Raw genomic sequence first — 17,123 nt, forward strand, 5'->3', positions numbered from 1 at the left:
AAGCGGGACGATAGCAAAAGGCAGCCTCAGAAATCCTTCCCCCCTGCCAAAGGCGGGTTCTCCCCCGCATGGCCGCTCAGGTGATCCGACCTCGCTGTTTTTTTGAACAAACAGGCTGGATCCCTGATGAATAGCCCCTGACAAGCGCGGCCCGCCCCTGTATAGTTCGCCGCATTCAGGTTTTCCATCGGCCCGATCTGCTTATCCACGGGATCGCCTTCTGCAGCGATCTAAGGCCGCATGACCTGTGCAACCATCCCTGATTACCCATGACTTTTTAAGGGGGGACAGATGATCACCGCCTACATTCTCAATAACAAGGTGCTGGACATAGTCACGCTCGGGCCTGACGACATAGTACCTGACAACACGGTCTGGCTGGATGCCTACAAGCCGGACACGGCAGAGCGAGAATGGTTGACGGGCCTGTTCCTGGAAGAGGTTCCCGACAAGGAAGAGCTCGACGACATCGAAGCATCCGCCCGTTTCTACTGGGATACCGATGGTCTGCACATTCACTCCCTGTTTCCCCAGCGGATCGGTCGTGACACCAAGGGTGTCCACGTCTCCTTTACCCTGCGCAACAACCTGCTGATCAGCATTCGTGAAGATGACATCGGGCTGGTACGCCTGCTGCGCCACTATATGCGCCAGGATCGGCTGGAAGTGGAGGATGCCCTCGATATCCTGCTGGAGGTGCAAAACCTCAAGGTGGAGTACCTCTCCGACCTTATCGAAGATGGTTACAAGACGTTGGAAAACACCGCCGATCAGATCTTCGAGCCGGATCAGATCAACCCCATGCTCAAAGAGTTGATGGCACAGGAAGAGGCCAACGGCCAGATCCGTCTCTCCCTGCACGATACCCGCCGTGCCCTGCGTTTCCTCAAGCGCAGCCTGCGCCAGCGCATGAGCCTGGAGCAGAACAAGTGGATCGACGAGATGCTGCATGACGTAGAATCGCTGTTGCCCCACACCCAGTTCCTGTTCGACAAGATCAACTTCCAGCTGGAGGCCTCCATGGGGGTGACCAATCTGGAGCAGAACAAGGTGATCAAGATCTTCTCGGTAGCCGCCGTGATCTTCCTGCCGCCGACCCTGATCGCCAGCATCTACGGCATGAACTTCGGCCGCATGCCGGAGCTCGCCTGGGAGTATGGTTATCCCATGTCACTGGTGCTGATGGTGATGTCATCGCTCGGCACCGGCCTCTTCTTCAAGCGCAAAGGCTGGTTGTAACGCCGCCGATGCGCGCTGCGATATCTGAAGAAATGGATTGGGGGGCATGGCCCCCCGATTAATTTGCGCTGATCCCAACGCCTTGCAAAGGGCGCTTCGTCGCCCCATATCGCCTCTATCACTCCATTCAAGTGGCTAACGGGCAACCATGACCCTCTACCCCGAACACCGATATGACGATCACGGCCAGTTGCGCCCGCCCCTCTGGTTCTGGCCCATCGCCCTGTTGCTGACCCGCTCGGTCTGGCTCTTTCTGATGGCTGGCGTCACCCGCGAGAGCGGCAGCGAGATCCTGATCCTCTTTTATCCGGACAAGATCACCCTCTACATCAGCCTGCTGACCGATGTACCCGCCATGCTGGCGCTGCTCGCCTGTGGGGGCACCTATCAGCAGACCCAGAGCATTCGCGCCAGACTCCGGCGCCACAGCCCGCTGCTGCTGCTCTGCTCTGCCGTCAGCGGTGTGCTGATGCAACTGCACAGCCTCAATCTGCAGAAGTGGTCATTCAGCTGGCCCACCGCACTGGTGCTGGTCGCCAGCCTCTGGTCCCTCTGGTATCTGCTGCGCAGCCGCCAACTGCGGGAATATGCCGCAGACCAGCCCCACTGACGGGGCTGACACCCTATTGGCGAGTGACCCGGATCTGCAGGGTCTGGCGCTCGCTCTGGCTGCCTCGCGCTCCCTGTAGCTGGGTGCCGAGGCGGCTCCCCTGATCCGCAGAGCTGGTGGATAGCTCCCCCACCGTCAGCCACTGGCCCGGGGCTCCACTGACCTCGGTGGCACTCTGCCCACGATTGATAGTTCCCTGCTCCAGCCTCGCCTGTTCGCTGCTCAGCGCAATCTGCACCCGATCGCCAATCAAGGTGGCCGTGGCATAGAGGCCGTTCACCAGCGGCATCATCCCCACCACGGCGCCCCCGTGCCACTGATAGAAGGTCACCGGCTGATAGGAGCCCATCTGCAGCAGCACGGGACGACCCGAAAGTCCACGCACCTGCCAGCTGTCGTTCTGGCTGCGCTGGTACTGTTGGGCGTTGCCATCGAGCAGCCACTGCCGCTTGGCCTCGTCGCGGCTGATTGAGCCCCCCAGTTGCTGACCGCTGGCAGCCCCATCCACCCGCCACTCGATAAGCAGGCTTTGCGGCGGCTGGTTGATCTGCGCCAACGTCGCTTCGGCCTCCTGCAGCTGGGCTGGCGTCCCGCTCAGCACCAGTTGGTTACCCATGGCGCTTACCCCCAGCTGGGGATAGATCTCCTTGAGAGTCTGCACCGCCGCCTGCGCCTCGAAGACCGGGATCACCTTCACCTCGGCCCACAGCGACGGGCTCCAGAGCCCCATCATGCAGCCAAGCCACAGCAGCACCCTGCGGCCAACCTTGCCCATCCGAACCATTGCGCTCTCCTCGTTCTCTGTGCTCTTCTCGCTCTCTGTTCTCTTCTCTCTGCTCAGGCGTAGACCCATGCCCGCAGCAAACAGATCTGCCTTATTCCGCTCACCCGTCGATGATGAACCCGGCGGTTGCCAAAAAACAATCGGGAATGCAGCAAGACCGTGATTTCCCACGGTATGAGGCTCTCATTCCACGCCCGTTATCGCGTAAGATAGCGCCATCATATTTGCCCACGCGGAATCCATCATGTTGAAACAGCTGTTGTTACTCCCCCTCGCCCTACTGCTGGGGGCCTGCTCCCTGACCCAGTACAATGTCAGCGAGGCCGAAATCAACCAGTACCTCAAAGATCAGGTCTCTTTTGAAAAACAGCTGGGGATCCCCGGCATCATGTCGAGCAAGATCCGTCTGGATGAGATGCAGAGCCGTATCGGCCGCAAACAAGCGGATCGCATCGAGCTGGACGCCGCTGGCGACCTGCAGGTGAGCAGCCCCCTTGGCAGCCAGCAGATGAAGATCCGCTTTGCCCTGAGTGCCCGCCCCGACTATGTGGCCGATCAGGGCGCCATCTATCTGCGCGACCTTGAACTGATCTCGGTCAAGACCGAGCCGGCCGATATCGGGGCCGCCCTCACCCCACTGCTGCCCACCTTCAATCAGTCGCTCTCCCTGTTCCTGTCGCAGACCCCGGTCTACCGCCTCGACAGCAGCCGCAAGAACGAAGCCAGGATCAAGGACAAGGTTGAAGCCCTCAAGGTAGAGCCGGGCCGTCTGGTCATCCCGTTCAAGGTGCTCTGATCACCGCCGCACTGGCACTTTCATCGCAATAAACAGATAACCGCCCTCTTCGACAACGCACATCCGGTTTAACGTGCAGCCGAATGGGGCGGTTTTTTACTTCTCAAGTCCCCTCCAACACAGCATAATGCAGACCATTCTCATTTAGATTCGTCATGAGAAGCGTCAATAATAAAACCAACCAATGGTGAGAAGGGACATGAGAAAAACCGTACTGGTTCAGGCGATCGCCTGCGCACTGATCAGCGGCGCCGCACACGCTGCCGTCAAGGTCGAAGACAAGACATTCAATACCGCCGCCAACATGCTGGCCTATACCGAATTCGAGCTCTCCGGTGAGCCGCTGGCCGAAGCGCTGGGGCTGGATCTGGACGTGCTGGATGCCAACCGTGCCGATGAGCCAACCCCGTTCGACTTCGCTGCCGGCATCGAATCCTACGAGTACTCCGAAGAGGCGATGTACGCCCTCAACTACCAATCCGGCATGGGCCCACATCTGGTGAACGGGCCGCAAAACCTGGCCCGTGGTGGCACCATGGCCTCTCTGGGGCAACGGGTGCTGGCCATGGCCGATGCGGTTGGCTTCCCGGCCGATGAAGTGCCGCAGGGCATGTATCCCCTCTCCCTGCCCTACGCCTCCGCCAATCCGGAGTTTGCCCAGGCTGTTAACACCACTCCGGTCAATGGCGACCAGATCACCATCAAGACCGCCAAAGGCACCGAGAAGAGCGTCAAGACCCAGGTGCCCGCTTACTTCCGTGACTACAGCACCCTGCGCTGGAGCGGCAGTGACAACCTGCTGGTGCCCGCAGCCGTGGGCGGCATCCTGCTCAAAGAGGTGATGTGGTCGCAAGACTTCCTCGGCGGCATGCACGTGGCCGAGAGCGATGAAGAGGTAGAAGCCGCCTCCGCCACCATGGATCAGGATGGCAAGCACAAGCTGGGCGTCTCTGCCGCTGACGGCTTCAACGGCATGATGCTGACCGAGCAATCCATCGACAAGCTGGCCATCATGCAGAACCAGCTCGGCTTCGATGGCAAGCAACTGGGCGCCAAAATCACCCCGCAGTACGATCCGGCCAAAGGCGTGATCTACTTCCCCCATCAGGTGAAAGTGACCGAAACCAGCAACAACGATGCCGGTGCCATCGGCAAGCTGGAGGTGGTGGATGGCTCCGCCCAGCTGCGCGATGCCTGGATGATGCTGTGGCCGCTCTCCGAGTTCTATGCCTTCAGCGATCAGCGCAGCGCCAACACCAACCAGAACCCAGCCTTCCACGCCGTGTTTGACGGCGCGCCGTTTGCCGCCGCACCGACTGCCAACCAGGCCAATGACCTGGGCAAAGCCATCGCGGGCAGCGATGCCTTCTCGCTGGCGATCAATCTCTCTAACCTCACCTTCAAGAACCTGGCCGCCCTGCACTTTGATGCCAAGAGCGGCACCCTGGTCGACAGCTGGCAGGCAGGCAAACAGGGCAAGCACGTCACGACCTTTGACGCTGCTTACGCACTGGTCGCCCTGCAGATCTTCCAGCGCGCTCAGGACGCACTGCCGGTCGGTTATGCCGCCGGTGACAATGGCGAGCTGAACCTCAAGACCCAGCAGGGTCAGCAGGCGCTTGAGCTTATTCGCAAACAGGCCGATTTCATCCTTGCCAATCTCAAGGGCAAGAATGGCCTGGTGCATGACGGCATCACCCTGGGTGGCAAGCTCGATGCTGGCTATTCCATCGATGCGCAGTTCGCAGCCATCCGTGGTCTGACCGCTGCATTCCTCGCTACCTCCGATGCCAAGTACCGCACTGCCGCCCGCGAGCTGTTCATCGCCACCGACAAGGCCTACTTCAATGCCAAAGCGGGCACCTGGCTGGCGGGTAAACAGGGTGAATACACCCCCTGGACCCAGGCTGCCATCTCCGGCGCCCTGCGCTCTGCCATGCTGAACCTGCGCAACGAAGGGGCCGAGAAGGCGCCCGAGCTGGAGCTGGCCAAACTGACCGGTCAGTACGTCAGCTGGTTCCGTGGCACCGTCAACGGTGGCATGCAGATGGCCGAGTGGATCGGTGACTCCGGCGAGAACATCATCGAAGGTGCCGGCAGCGACACCGACGAAGATGGCGTACCGCAAGTGACCGCCGCCGGTGGCAAGCACGGCACCGCCATGGTGATGGCCGCCAAAGCGGTGGTTAGCGAGTAATATTCACCATTCACCTGCATGAAAAAGGGAGCCAACTTGGCTCCCTTTGCATTACAGCGTCTGACACAGTTTCAAGGACCTTCCTCAAACCAGCTTGTCCAGCATCTCCTTGGTCACCAGCACGATCCCCTGCTCGGAGCGGTAGAAGCGGCGGCTATCCTCATCGGCATTCTCGCCCACCACCAGCCCATCGGGCAGGACACAACCTTTATCCACCACCACCCGACGCAGACGGCAACCGGCACCGATCTCTACCCCGGGGAAGATGATGGCCTGATCCAGGGTGCAGAAGGAGTGCACCCGCACATTGGTAAAGAGCACCGAGTTGAGCACGAACGATCCGCTGACGATGGTGCCGCCCGAGAACATGGAGTTGATGGTCATGCCGTGCTGACCATTGCGGTCCTGCACAAACTTGGCCGGTGGCGTCAGGGTCTGGCTGGTCCAGATGGGCCAGTTCTGATCGTAGATATCGAGCTCGGGCAACACGGAGGCGAGATCCATGTTCGCTTCCCAGAACGAATCCAGGGTGCCCACGTCACGCCAGTAGGGTTTTTGCCCCTCGCGGGCGCCGACACAGGACATGCTGAAGGGGTGCGCAAACGCCAGCCCCTCCTCCACGATACGGGGGATCAGATCCATGCCGAAGTCGTGTTTGGAGTCCTGATTGAGAATGTCCTCTTCCAGCAGTTGATAGAGGTACTCCGCCTCGAAGATGTAGATCCCCATGGAGGCCAGCGAACGATCCTCGCAACCCGGCATGGCGGGCGGATTGGCCGGTTTCTCCACGAAGGCGCGGATCTTGCGCTGCTCGTCGATGTCCATCACCCCGAAGGCGGATGCCTCGGCTCTTGGCACCTCGATACAGGCCACCGTCACCTTGGCGCCGAGGCGCACATGGTCGAGCAGCATGGCGGCATAGTCCATCTTGTAGATGTGATCCCCCGCCAGCACCACTATGTATTTGGGGCCGTAGTCACGGATGATATCGACGTTCTGATAGATGGCATCGGCGGTGCCGCGATACCAGTGCACCTCGTCCACCCGTTGCTGGGCCGGCAGCAGATCGATGAATTCGTTCATCTGATAACGCAGGAAGGACCAGCCCGATTGCAGGTGACGCAGCAGGCTGTGGGATTTGTATTGAGTGACTACACCAACGCGGCGGATCCCCGAGTTGATACAGTTGGAGAGCACAAAATCAATGATCCGGAATTTGCCACCGAAATGGACGGCAGGCTTGGCACGGTTGTCGGTCAACTGTTTCAGGCGACTGCCACGCCCTCCTGCCAGCACCAGTGCCATACTCTGGTTCAGTAATTGTCGTGCTTTGGCACTATTTTCGGGCTCTAACAACATGATTTACCTCTGCCTTGTTTGATCTATTTTCAACTCATCTTCGCCTGATTCGGTAGCTGTGAAAGTGGTTTCACTCACATTTAACCGATCCCAATTGACCCTTTTAACCAAGTTGCGAGGAATAGCATGCTTTGCTCCGCCAGCTTGGTTAAAATTCCCCCATAAAGCAGCCACTTCAAGGATGACAAGATGGTTCACAAGCTCGGACGTTCCCTGTTTCTCATCGCCACCATAGTGACCATACCCCTGCTGCTACTGCAAGCAGTTTGGTTGGCCCTTCAGAGCACACCGCTCACCCTGGCCATTATTGTGGCCACCACACTGCTTGGCATGATCCTGCTGCTGATGCTGGCCATTCGTACCCTGGATGGCCTGCTCCAGCATCAGGAGCTCACCTGGGTCAAGGCGCTCAGAAGCCGGGATCCCTCCCAGCTCGATGAGCTCGCCTCCCGCGAGGTGCTGCAACAGTTGCTGGAGCAGTTCGAAAGCGCCGAGCAGAGCGCCCATCGCCAGCTGACCGAGCTCAGCAATCTGGCCACCACCGATGAGCTGACCCAGCTACTCAACCGCCACGCCTTTCGCCGCGACATGACCGAGTTGCTGCAGCGGGATCAGGACACCCAGACCGCCACCCTGGTGCTGATCCGCGCCACCGAGCTTGGAAAGATCAACGCCCAGCGCGGCTTCCAGTCTGGTGATGCCTATATCAAGGACATGGCCGCCCTCATCAAGCGGGTGGTTAGCCGCTTCCCGGGCAATCAGGTCTATCGCATCTCGGGGGCCGATTTCGCCGTGCTGGTGCAGCCGGTGGCCAATATCCCCCCTCATCTGCTGGGGCAGGATTTGAAAGCGGCCTTCGATCACTATCAGGATCAGCACGAGCTGGAGAGCACCGCTTACTCCGGCCTCACCAAGCTCAGCAGCGGTCAGCAAATCGAAGCGGTACTGGCCAGAGCGGATCTGGCGCTGGCCCGCGCCCAAACCGAGACCATCAACGGCTGGGCCATCCAGCAGGATGACAACGTCTCCGATCTGCAGGGGCAACACCACTGGCGCGAGGTGCTGACCGAGGTGTTGGCGCAGGAGCGGCTCAGCTTTACCTACCAGCCGATCCAGCCGCTGCACCGCAGCATGCTGGCCTACAACGAGATCTATACCCGCTTCAGCGGCAACGACGGCACCGCCCTGCCCACCGACACCCTGTTTGCCATGGCGCAGCGGCTGGATATGGTGATGCGGCTGGAGCAGCTGGTCATTACCCACATCATGCGCCAGTACCGGGCCTTTGGTGCCAACCAGAGTCGCTGGGGGATCAACCTCTCCCCCAACCTGCTGCAAAACAGCACCTTCCTGATCTGGCTTGACCGCCAGCTGCTTAAAGATCCCAATACCAGCGCCAATCTGGTGTTCGAACTGGATGAGGAGCATCTGGAGCGCAACCTGACCGGCGCCAAGCGGGTGTTCGAGCTGCTGCGCCGCAACGGCAGCCGCTCGGCTATCGCCAACTTCGGCAAGGGGATCGGCTCCTTTACCCTGTTTCGCGAGCTCAAGCCCGACTACATCAAGCTGGATCCCGCCCTTATTACCGGGCTGGAACAGGATCAGACCAACCAGCAGTTCGTGCGGATGATCGTCGATGTATCACATCGGATGGGGTGTCAGGTGATTGCAGAGGGGGTGGAACAGCTTGGCCAGAAACAGCTGCTGCAGGGGATGTACGTGGATGGTTTGCAGGGCTATCTGATCGCCCGGCCGCAACCGCTGCGACCGGATATCAGCCAGCTGGGGCTCTTTACTGAGGATGCTTCAGCTTCAAAAGGGTCAGAATGATGTCATTGAGCTGGCGATAGCGCTCCAGCTCTTTTTGATCGTAACGGGTCGCCAGCGTGGTGGGGTTGTGGCGATTCTTGAGGTAACGGTTGATTTGCAGGCGATTGAACCCCGCCACCTGATAAACCTGGCCAAGCAGGGTATTGAGTTCATCGTGCTCCAGACCGGCTCTGGCCAGATACTCCCCATCGGCGGGACTCTCGGTCTGATGGCTCCATTTGCCAATGCGGCCACTCTCCTGCAGATAGCTGAGCCATTGCTCGATATAGAGGGGTTTGCAGCCCGCCAGCAGATTGAAAAAGCCCACCGCATCGCAACGACAACCGCTCAGGAGTACGACCGCCAGCTGATCGTCATCGCACTGGAAGGTCACTGGCCCGGCTTGCGCCCAGTCCAGTGCCTGCACCCGAATGCTGGCCTTCTCACCCGCAGCTCCCGTTACGTCGAATACAAACATGGCGCTCCTCCCTTGGCAAAAGGTTGATGATGGACCATCCCCCTGACAGGTGCAAAGGCAAATCGGCTTTTAACTCATCAATCTGGATATTCGGCCATAAAAAAGACCGGTATCCTCACGAATACCGGTCTTTATCTTGATGGCCTGTACGTTCAGGCCATCAATGGAGGCGCTTTCAGGCGTCCAGTTCAACCAGTGCCTTGGCCAGCTCGATAGGCTCGAGCTCCTGACCTTCCAGATCGGCGTTCCAGTTCGGGCCGACCAGCACATCATCTTCATCCAGATCGTTGATCCAGATATCGAGAAACTCTTCCAGGTCGATCACTTCTGGCTCGTAATCGGCCCACTCGTCGACGCAGTGCAGACGGGCGTCCTCTTCGGCAGACCAGAGCGGCATCACGTCGGCGTCTTCAAATTCGGCGGAGCGGCAGACGACCCAGTCTTCCCCATAGCGCAGACCCCACACCTGACCCGACTCGCGGACTTGTTCGATAAACAGTTGGAAATTGGCGTCAAGGTTGTCGTTAAGCATGCTCATGGGATTCTCTCTTTCTTTCGGGTGCTGCGGCATTGTCGGGCGACAATACGATGGCCAAATGGTGTCGCAAAAGCGACATGGACTCAAGCATATTGGGGTTATTACTGGAAAAAAGCCGGGATAACCCCCATTAGCCTGCAAAAACGCCTCCCGATGGAGGCGCCTTGCAGATTCAGGAGATCAACGCTCCCAGTAAACCTCTTCCAGGCTGTCCTCTTTCTCCGGCAAACCGCGGGAGAGACGGGGGCTGCTCTGGGCCAGCACCTCGTAGCTGACACGGTTGGCATATTTGCACACCTGGGCCAGTGAGGAGTAGGTCAGGAACTCGGAGGTGTGCTTGGCAGAATTAGGCACATTCATCCGGTGATAGGAGTTGGCGACCATGTCGTGCAGCACGGCAGAGAGCGCGCCATCCCCTGCCCCGTTGGTGTTTTTGATCTTCTCCGGGCCACCCATGTACGGGGAGATGTGGGAGTAGATGCGGGCAGGTTTGCGGCACTTGGCGCGGGCCATCGGGCGGCTGAACTCATACATGTTGAACTCGGGGATCACGCCAGGCAGCAAGGTATGGGTGGTTTCGCGCTTGTAATCCTCGTCGGTGTAGCTCGCCATATAGAGACCGATGGGGCCAGCAGTACAGAGCACCATGTCGGCCCAGTCGAGCGCCTTGTCGGCAGCACCGAGCGGATCAGCGATGCCGGTCAGGGCTTCACCCTCGTCTTCGTTCATCGCCAGCACGGTCACGTTCTCGGCAATGAAGTCACGCCACCACTGGGGATTTTCGTCGATGACGAAACGGGTGCCCAGAGTCAGCACCACGGGAATACCGGCCTCGCGGGCATAACGGACGGCGGCCATCGCGGCCTCTTTCATCGGATCACCATCGTCACCACGCACGAGATAGGCGGTGATCACCAGTGCAGAGGCCCCCTTGATTACATCCTCCGGAATGTGCTGCACATCCAGCTGGTTCATCTTGCCGGCGTTGATGCCGAAGCTGCGCTCGCCACACTCGGTGATGAAGGTGAAGCAACGACCGATGGGGCCATCCACCGGCTGCAGATAGTCCAGATTGACGCGCGAAGAGGTGTTGCACAGATAGCGATAGGCGTAGCAGCCGATGCGAATGTCCTGGCTCATTACACCCAGCAGGATGGAGTGGGAATCGGCCAGCACCGAGTAGTTGTGTACCGTGTTGCCGATGGTGCCACCGGCAAACTCGCTCACCACCATGTTGTTGGCCTTGAGCTCGTCATAAATGCGTTCGGCCACGTCGTCGTTGATGACAACGGAGTGCCCCTTGCTCAGACCATAACGGGTCAGAAACGCTTCATCCACATGGGCTTCGATATCAACCAGGGTCTGATCAATCCCGACCACGTAGGCTTTGCCCAGCTCGGTTAACAGGGGATTTTGCGGCACCAGGGGATCGCGTCTGTCGACAGGGAAGTAGTGTTTGGACTTGCGCTGACCGGGAAATTTCATGGCAATGTTCTGTGCTCTGGGGGAAAGAGGGGCGGGATTTTAACACAATCCGCCGTCCCGAAAAGTCGCCCTGTTTAAATAATGGAGTCAGTATAGACAAGGGCCGCAAGGAAAAACGTTTGCCTTTTCACCATAAAAAAACCACCCCGCCCGGGGTGGTTCTGAAGTACAAAAATGCGGCCAGCTTTCAGAATGCCGCAACGCCCTGCAACAGAGCCAGCACCGAGAAGAGTCCGAGGGCGAGCCAGAACAGCAAGGTGCCCAGAAAACGGGGCACATTGGGGGCTTTGGGGATCTGGATGCCGATGGCATGAAGGATGCGACCAGCCAGCAGCATGGCGCCACCGGCATGCAGCCAGAGCGCACCGGCACCGGAAAGCTCGCACAGCGCCATCAGCAGCAGGGTCAGCGGCACATACTCGGCAAAATTGCCGTGAGCCCGGATCGCCGCCAGCAGCTCGGGGGCTTCCCCCTGCCCTATCATCACCCCGAACTGGGCGCGGCGTCTGACCACCCAGAAGGAGAGCCCCAGAAACAGCAGCCCCAGCAGACCTGCGTAAATCAGCGTGATATGTACCATGACTCGACTCCTTGTTTGACTGACTGTCGATCACTCATGCCAGTTCGCGGCAGATGAGCGAGACCATCATTCTGATGTGGGCCTGATCGCTGTTGAGGGCCGCAATATATTCAAACCGCTCGCCACCGGCCTCCATGAAGATCTCCCGGTTCTGTACCTGAATTTCCTCGAGGGTTTCGAGGCAATCGGCAGCGAAGGCCGGACAAATCACATCGAGCCGCTTGATGCCCGCTGCAGGCATACCGGCGATGGTCACGTCGGTGTAGGGCTTGAGCCACTCCTCCTTGCCAAAGCGGGACTGGAAGCTGGCCGTCCACTGCCCGGCCGCCAGCCCGAGCGCCTCGGCCAGCAGGGTGGCGGTATGGCGACACTGGTGACCATATGGGTCCCCTTCGTTCTCATAGCGCTCGGGAATACCGTGGAACGACATCAGCAGGTGATCACCCTGGCCGTGCAGCTCCCAGTGACGGCGCACGCTCATGGCCAGTGCCTGAATGTATTCGGGATGGGCGTGATAATCACGAATGAGCCGCACCACCGGCAGATTGCGCTCCTTCTTCATCGCCTTGCCCCAGGCATCGAAGACCGAGGCGGTGGTACTGACCGAATATTGCGGATAGAGCGGCAACAGGATCACCCGGTTGACCCCTTTGGTCTTGAGCGCCTGCCAGCCATCATTCACTGACGGGGAACCATAGGTCATCGCCAGCTCCACCGGCACCTCGACCCCCTCCCGCTTGAGCTCCTGCTCCAGCGCGGCGCGCTGCTGCTTGCTTATCACCATCAGCGGCGAGCCCTGCTCGGTCCACACCTGCTGATAGAGCTTGGCCACTTTGGGCGAGCGCGTCGGCAAGATAATGAAGTGGAGCAGCGGGCACCAGAGATAACGGGGCAGGTCCACCACACGGGGATCGTGCAGGAACTGGCTGAGGAACGCTTTGACGGCAGCGGTGGTCGGTGCGGCTGGGGTACCCAGATTGACCAGCAATATTCCGGTTTTCGTGGTCACGTTGGCTTCCTGTCTATCTGTCATTATGCAAAAAGGGCCCCGCAGGGCCCTTCTCTTTATTTATCTGATGGCACGGGAAACTGTGCCGGCAGCAAAGATCAGCCCAGAATGGTGGCAAGCTGCTTGCTGACCTGATCAACCGGCTGGGTGCCGTCGATCTTGACGTAACGGGTGTGGCCCGCTTCTGCCTCTTTGCCGTAGAAACCGATCAGCGGCGCGGTCTGCTGATGATATACATCCAGACGCTTGCGTACTGTGGTCTCTTCGTCGTCGGCGCGGATCACCAGATCTTCACCGGTCACGTCATCCTTGCCTTCCACTTTCGGCGGGTTGAACACCACGTGGTAGGTACGGCCGGAGCCGGAGTGAACGCGACGGCCGCTCATGCGCTTGACGATCTCTTCGTCCGGCACAGCAAACTCCAGCACGAAATCAACCACAACACCGGCGTCCTTCATGGCTTGCGCCTGGGGAATGGTGCGCGGGAAACCGTCCAACAGGAAGCCTTTGGCGCAATCCGGCTGAGCGATGCGCTCTTTGACCAGACCGATGATGATGTCGTCAGAGACCAGCTGACCTGCGTCCATCACAGCTTTGGCTTTCAGACCGAGCTCGGTACCCGCTTTGATCGCCGCACGCAGCATGTCTCCGGTGGAGATCTGGGGAATACCGTGTTTTTCCATGATGAACTGAGCCTGAGTACCTTTGCCGGCGCCCGGAGCCCCCAACAGAACAATGCGCATACACGCTCCTATTGATTGGTTATTCAAATCTTGCGAAGGCAAAAAAGTACACGGTTTCGCCCGTTTCTACAAGGGTGAGCCACCTGAATGAGCACTTTATCGCCACAATAACCGGCTGATCGAACAGGATTTCATCGCAAGGGGAAGACGCAAAAATAGCCAGGGATTCAGCATAGAGCGCCACATGCAGGAAGGACGTACGGCAGAAAAAAAGATCCCGGCTCGGGGCCGGGAATTGCGCTCAAAAGTAACTACTTGTCGCTCGTAGTAGGAACAGGGCAATAGTAGTTTGCCCCCTGTGCGTCAACAACTGTCAGATGTGACAGGCAGGCCGCTATGGAACCGGAACTGCGGATCCGGCGAGCAGATAAGCTCGGCTTCCAGCTTGCCAAAGAAGGCCACCCGCTCGCTGATATCCTCCCCTGCATACTGTTCGGCCAGGCTCAGGTAATCCTGATAGTGACGTGCCTCGGAGCGCAGCAAGGAGACGTAGAAGCGGCTCAGCTCTTCGTCCAGATGGGGCGCCAGCTTGGCAAACCGCTCGCACGAGCGGGCCTCGATATAGGCGCCGATGATCATCTTGTCGACTATGGTGGCCGGTTCATGGGTGCGCACATGCTGCATCAATTGGCGGGCATAGCGGGAGGCCGTCACCGGCCCGTATTCGATGCCGCGGGCCTGCATGATCTCCAGCACCTGCTCGAAGTGATGCAGCTCCTCCTGAATGAGCCGCACCATGGGAAACAGCAGCGGATTGCGTTCCAGCTCGGCAAAGACGGTGCGATCAGACTCCCCCATGCTGCGTTTGCCCAGGATCTCGGCCTTCTCCGGAATGGCATCCAGCTCGCGATAAAACTCCAGCTTGGGCAGCAGATGGCGCTTGCCCTTGGGCAGGCAGTAGCGGCGCACCAGACTGTGGGCGGTGAGTGCGGCCTTGGTCTCGCAGTTGGCGTGATCGATGAGCAGGGTCGGCAAACGGGCCGGATCCCGCGCCATCTCCACCCACTCATCCGGGGTCTCGCACTGCAAAAACTGGCGCACTGGGGCTAGCAGATCATCCATCTGAACTCTCGTTTGTTAAACACGCCGGTTAAAAGCGTATCGGTCATATATGTTGCCGCCTATGCTAGCGGATCCCGCTGACCATGCCCATATCCGGCAAAATAAACGGATGTTTTTCAAACAGATATTCCCTCCCCCTTCTGCCCGTGCGCGGCAGAAACGACAATGGGGGCCACTGGCCCCCATCTCGCTATCCCATCCGGCAAAACCGCAAACGTTTAACTGCCTTCGTTAAAAATTTCCAGATTGCTGGTGCCTTCCTGCCATTCACGCACCGCTTTGGTGTCATCGTTGCGCAGGGCGTTGAGGTGATCCAGGTAGGACTGATCCACATCGGAAGTGACGTAGTGGCCATTGAACACCGAGGTCTCGAAGTGACGCAGATCCGGGTTGATCTCCCGTACTGCTTCTTCCAGATCTTCCAGATCCTGGAAAATCAGGCCATCGGCGCCAATCAGCTTGCACACCTCTTCCACTTCACGGCCGTGAGCGATCAGCTCGTTGGCGGTGGGCATGTCGATACCGTAAACATTGGGGAAGCGGATTTCCGGCGCAGCCGAAGCGAAGTAGACCTTGGCTGCCCCTGCTTCACGGGCCATCTGGATGATCTGCTCGGACGTGGTACCGCGCACTATGCTGTCATCCACCAGCAACACCTTCTTGCCCTTGAACTCGGAGCCAATGGCGTTGAGCTTGCGGCGCACCGACTTCTTGCGCTGGGTCTGGCCCGGCATGATGAAGGTACGGCCGATGTAGCGGTTCTTTACGAAGCCCTGACGGTATGGCAGGTCGAGGGTGTGAGCGATCTCCAGCGCCACGTCACAGGAGGTCTCGGGGATGGGGATAACCACATCGACGTCGAGATCTTCCCATTCGCGGGCAATCTTCTGACCCAGCTTGCGACCCATGTTGAGGCGGGCAGCGTAGACCGAGACCTTGTCGATGCACGAATCGGGACGGGCAAAGTAGACATATTCGAAGATGCAGGAGCTCATCTGCGGGTTCTCCGCACACTGCTCGGAGAAGAGCTGGCCCTGCTCGGTGATGTAGATGGCTTCACCCGGCGCAATATCGCGCACCGTCTCGAAACCGATGGCGTCGAGCGCCACGCTCTCGGAGGCGAGCATGTACTCCACCTGACCCTGCTCGTCCTGACGACGACCGAGGATCAGCGGGCGAATGCCGTTGGGATCACGAAAGCCGATGAGGCCATGGCCAATCACCAGAGAAACCACAGCATAAGCGCCGCGGATCTGCTGATGGGTTCTGCGCACCGCCGCGAAGATATCTTCGGGGCGCAGCGCCATCTTGTCACAGCGATCCAGCTCATGGGCCAGCACGTTCAGCAACACTTCCGAGTCGGAGGTGGTGTTGATGTGACGGCGGGCGACCTTGAACTGCTGCTCCTTGAGCTCCTTGGCGTTGGTGAGGTTGCCGTTATGGGCCAGCACCATGCCGTAGGGCGAGTTCACATAAAAAGGTTGGGCTTCAGCGGCACTTGAGCTGCCTGCGGTGGGATATCTGACATGACCTATGCCGATGTTCCCTTGCAGACGCTGCATGTGGCGCACTTCAAACACGTCCTTCACCAGGCCATTGGCCTTGCGTTGCCGGAAGTTTCCACTCTCAATGGTCACGATCCCGGCGGCATCCTGTCCCCTGTGCTGCAACACCGTCAAGGCGTCGTAGAGGGCCTGATTGACGGGGGTGGTGCCAACTATACCGACAATACCACACATGTCTTTGCTACCTCGAAGTCACTATACCTGTTTAAGAAAACTGGATGAGTTCAACATGAACCCGAAAAACCACTGGATCACCGGCTTGAACTCCGGCACCAGCTTGGACGCCACCCACCAGTCGCTCTGGGAGAGGCTGGTGAAGGTATCCATGAAAAAAAGCAGGGCACTGACGATCAGCACCCCGCGAATTGCACCGAAGCAGACCCCCAGCACCCGATCGGTACCGGAGAGACCCGTCTTGTCCACCAACAGGCCCACCACATAGTTGACCACGCTGCCGAGGATCAGGGTCGCTACAAACAGGGCGGCGATGGCCAGACCGTTGCGCACCAGCGCGTCGGAGAACGAGGTGAAATAGACGGCAAGATCGGGATAGAAATGGCTGGCAATAAAGAAGGCGATAAACCAGGTGACAAGAGACATGGCCTCCTTGACGAAGCCGCGCACCAGGCTGATGAGAGCAGAAAAACCGACGATGCCGATGATGGCGTAATCAATCCAGACCATAGAAAAAGATGTCCTGCGAAATTGCGGCGCAGTCTAACAAAAACGATTGTGCATTGCTTGATAAAAATGTGTTAACTGTTCAAAGCGGCGCCGAAAAGCCGCATTTTTTCAGCACTAAAACGGTTGACCGGCGCCAGAATGCACAACGCCATGGCAATGCCATGGCGTTGTGGTCAGCGGTGTGA

At 58.9% G+C, this 17,123-nt stretch carries 18 protein-coding genes; 6 read left to right on the forward strand and 12 right to left on the reverse strand.

Annotated features, from left to right (window positions below):
- Positions 1-26: 26 nt before the first annotated feature.
- Positions 27-209, reverse strand: coding sequence for a hypothetical protein (locus OKC27_RS09510; protein ID WP_075112394.1), 183 nt, complete (start codon positions 207-209; stop codon positions 27-29).
- An 82-nt stretch (positions 210-291) separates the two neighbouring features.
- Between OKC27_RS09510 and corA the strand changes: the two genes are divergently transcribed.
- Both corA and OKC27_RS09520 read left to right on the forward strand, forming a co-directional pair.
- Entirely contained in the window at positions 292-1,239 is a 948-nt protein-coding gene (gene corA / locus OKC27_RS09515; protein WP_005337059.1) for a magnesium/cobalt transporter CorA, read from the forward strand.
- Between the two features lie 148 nt (positions 1,240-1,387).
- Positions 1,388-1,849 carry a DUF2919 domain-containing protein gene (locus tag OKC27_RS09520; RefSeq protein WP_182970891.1) on the forward strand — a complete coding sequence of 154 codons (462 nt, stop codon included), beginning with the start codon at positions 1,388-1,390 and terminating at the stop codon, positions 1,847-1,849.
- A gap of 13 nt (positions 1,850-1,862) precedes the next feature.
- Here the strand turns inward: OKC27_RS09520 and OKC27_RS09525 are convergent, their stop codons facing one another.
- On the reverse strand, positions 1,863-2,582 hold the full coding sequence (locus OKC27_RS09525; protein ID WP_419370270.1) for a hypothetical protein: 720 nt from the start codon (positions 2,580-2,582) through the stop codon (positions 1,863-1,865).
- A 295-nt stretch (positions 2,583-2,877) separates the two neighbouring features.
- Here OKC27_RS09525 and OKC27_RS09530 point away from each other — a divergent pair, with 295 nt between their 5' ends.
- Positions 2,878-3,429 (forward strand): lipoprotein, encoded by a 552-nt coding sequence (locus OKC27_RS09530; protein WP_139708309.1) that lies wholly within the window; start codon positions 2,878-2,880, stop codon positions 3,427-3,429.
- A gap of 199 nt (positions 3,430-3,628) precedes the next feature.
- Entirely contained in the window at positions 3,629-5,626 is a 1,998-nt protein-coding gene (locus tag OKC27_RS09535; RefSeq protein WP_182970889.1) for a hypothetical protein, read from the forward strand.
- Between the two features lie 84 nt (positions 5,627-5,710).
- Here OKC27_RS09535 and glgC read toward each other — a convergent pair whose 3' ends face one another.
- Positions 5,711-6,985 carry a glucose-1-phosphate adenylyltransferase gene (glgC, locus tag OKC27_RS09540; protein WP_042063835.1) on the reverse strand — a complete coding sequence of 425 codons (1,275 nt, stop codon included), beginning with the start codon at positions 6,983-6,985 and terminating at the stop codon, positions 5,711-5,713.
- A 189-nt stretch (positions 6,986-7,174) separates the two neighbouring features.
- Here glgC and OKC27_RS09545 point away from each other — a divergent pair, with 189 nt between their 5' ends.
- Positions 7,175-8,815 (forward strand): EAL domain-containing protein, encoded by a 1,641-nt coding sequence (locus OKC27_RS09545; protein ID WP_182970888.1) that lies wholly within the window; start codon positions 7,175-7,177, stop codon positions 8,813-8,815.
- Here the strand turns inward: OKC27_RS09545 and OKC27_RS09550 are convergent.
- The 9 genes from OKC27_RS09550 to OKC27_RS09590 all read right to left on the reverse strand — a co-directional run bounded on the left by OKC27_RS09550 (position 8,778) and on the right by OKC27_RS09590 (position 16,938).
- Positions 8,778-9,272: a hypothetical protein gene (locus OKC27_RS09550; RefSeq protein ID WP_042063839.1), complete on the reverse strand. Its 495-nt coding sequence runs from the start codon at positions 9,270-9,272 to the stop codon at positions 8,778-8,780. The genes OKC27_RS09545 and OKC27_RS09550 overlap by 38 nt on opposite strands.
- A 175-nt stretch (positions 9,273-9,447) precedes the next feature.
- Positions 9,448-9,810: a DUF2750 domain-containing protein gene (locus tag OKC27_RS09555; RefSeq protein WP_005337077.1), complete on the reverse strand. Its 363-nt coding sequence runs from the start codon at positions 9,808-9,810 to the stop codon at positions 9,448-9,450.
- A 180-nt stretch (positions 9,811-9,990) separates the two neighbouring features.
- Positions 9,991-11,295 carry an inosine/guanosine kinase gene (locus OKC27_RS09560; protein WP_042063841.1) on the reverse strand — a complete coding sequence of 435 codons (1,305 nt, stop codon included), beginning with the start codon at positions 11,293-11,295 and terminating at the stop codon, positions 9,991-9,993.
- A 187-nt stretch (positions 11,296-11,482) separates the two neighbouring features.
- Entirely contained in the window at positions 11,483-11,875 is a 393-nt protein-coding gene (locus OKC27_RS09565) for an MAPEG family protein (RefSeq protein ID WP_270693378.1), read from the reverse strand.
- A 34-nt stretch (positions 11,876-11,909) separates the two neighbouring features.
- Positions 11,910-12,884: a ferrochelatase gene (gene hemH, locus OKC27_RS09570; RefSeq protein ID WP_270693377.1), complete on the reverse strand. Its 975-nt coding sequence runs from the start codon at positions 12,882-12,884 to the stop codon at positions 11,910-11,912.
- Positions 12,885-12,982: 98 nt separating this feature from the next.
- Positions 12,983-13,627, reverse strand: a complete 645-nt coding sequence (gene adk / locus OKC27_RS09575; RefSeq protein WP_042657889.1) for an adenylate kinase — start codon at positions 13,625-13,627, stop codon at positions 12,983-12,985.
- 303 nt (positions 13,628-13,930) lie between these two features.
- On the reverse strand, positions 13,931-14,689 hold the full coding sequence (gene miaE, locus OKC27_RS09580) for a tRNA isopentenyl-2-thiomethyl-A-37 hydroxylase MiaE (RefSeq protein WP_005346385.1): 759 nt from the start codon (positions 14,687-14,689) through the stop codon (positions 13,931-13,933).
- Between the two features lie 218 nt (positions 14,690-14,907).
- Positions 14,908-16,428, reverse strand: coding sequence for an amidophosphoribosyltransferase (gene purF, locus OKC27_RS09585; protein WP_058051778.1), 1,521 nt, complete (start codon positions 16,426-16,428; stop codon positions 14,908-14,910).
- Positions 16,429-16,449: 21 nt separating this feature from the next.
- Positions 16,450-16,938 (reverse strand): CvpA family protein, encoded by a 489-nt coding sequence (locus tag OKC27_RS09590; RefSeq protein ID WP_042657886.1) that lies wholly within the window; start codon positions 16,936-16,938, stop codon positions 16,450-16,452.
- Positions 16,939-16,946: 8 nt separating this feature from the next.
- On the opposite strand from OKC27_RS09590, the gene OKC27_RS09595 reads away from it, so the two are divergent.
- Positions 16,947-17,123 carry a hypothetical protein gene (locus tag OKC27_RS09595; RefSeq protein ID WP_162626921.1) on the forward strand — a complete coding sequence of 59 codons (177 nt, stop codon included), beginning with the start codon at positions 16,947-16,949 and terminating at the stop codon, positions 17,121-17,123.

The organism is Aeromonas sp. QDB62 (genome assembly GCF_027705695.1).
Lineage (GTDB): Bacteria > Pseudomonadota > Gammaproteobacteria > Enterobacterales > Aeromonadaceae > Aeromonas > Aeromonas allosaccharophila.

What these genes read in the sequence shown, in the direction of transcription:
- corA (WP_005337059.1), top strand. Translation starts at nt 292, where the DNA reads ATGATCACCGCCTACATTCTCAATAACAAGGTGCTGGACATAGTCACG.
- OKC27_RS09535 (WP_182970889.1), top strand. Translation starts at nt 3,629, where the DNA reads ATGAGAAAAACCGTACTGGTTCAGGCGATCGCCTGCGCACTGATCAGC.
- OKC27_RS09530 (WP_139708309.1), top strand. Translation starts at nt 2,878, where the DNA reads ATGTTGAAACAGCTGTTGTTACTCCCCCTCGCCCTACTGCTGGGGGCC.
- adk (WP_042657889.1), bottom strand. Translation starts at nt 13,627, where the DNA reads ATGCGCATTGTTCTGTTGGGGGCTCCGGGCGCCGGCAAAGGTACTCAG.
- purF (WP_058051778.1), bottom strand. Translation starts at nt 16,428, where the DNA reads ATGTGTGGTATTGTCGGTATAGTTGGCACCACCCCCGTCAATCAGGCC.
- OKC27_RS09590 (WP_042657886.1), bottom strand. Translation starts at nt 16,938, where the DNA reads ATGGTCTGGATTGATTACGCCATCATCGGCATCGTCGGTTTTTCTGCT.
- OKC27_RS09550 (WP_042063839.1), bottom strand. Translation starts at nt 9,272, where the DNA reads ATGTTTGTATTCGACGTAACGGGAGCTGCGGGTGAGAAGGCCAGCATT.
- glgC (WP_042063835.1), bottom strand. Translation starts at nt 6,985, where the DNA reads ATGTTGTTAGAGCCCGAAAATAGTGCCAAAGCACGACAATTACTGAAC.
- OKC27_RS09565 (WP_270693378.1), bottom strand. Translation starts at nt 11,875, where the DNA reads ATGGTACATATCACGCTGATTTACGCAGGTCTGCTGGGGCTGCTGTTT.
- OKC27_RS09525 (WP_419370270.1), bottom strand. Translation starts at nt 2,582, where the DNA reads ATGATGGGGCTCTGGAGCCCGTCGCTGTGGGCCGAGGTGAAGGTGATC.
- OKC27_RS09595 (WP_162626921.1), top strand. Translation starts at nt 16,947, where the DNA reads ATGTCCTGCGAAATTGCGGCGCAGTCTAACAAAAACGATTGTGCATTG.
- miaE (WP_005346385.1), bottom strand. Translation starts at nt 14,689, where the DNA reads ATGGATGATCTGCTAGCCCCAGTGCGCCAGTTTTTGCAGTGCGAGACC.
- OKC27_RS09545 (WP_182970888.1), top strand. Translation starts at nt 7,175, where the DNA reads ATGGTTCACAAGCTCGGACGTTCCCTGTTTCTCATCGCCACCATAGTG.
- OKC27_RS09560 (WP_042063841.1), bottom strand. Translation starts at nt 11,295, where the DNA reads ATGAAATTTCCCGGTCAGCGCAAGTCCAAACACTACTTCCCTGTCGAC.
- OKC27_RS09555 (WP_005337077.1), bottom strand. Translation starts at nt 9,810, where the DNA reads ATGAGCATGCTTAACGACAACCTTGACGCCAATTTCCAACTGTTTATC.
- OKC27_RS09520 (WP_182970891.1), top strand. Translation starts at nt 1,388, where the DNA reads ATGACCCTCTACCCCGAACACCGATATGACGATCACGGCCAGTTGCGC.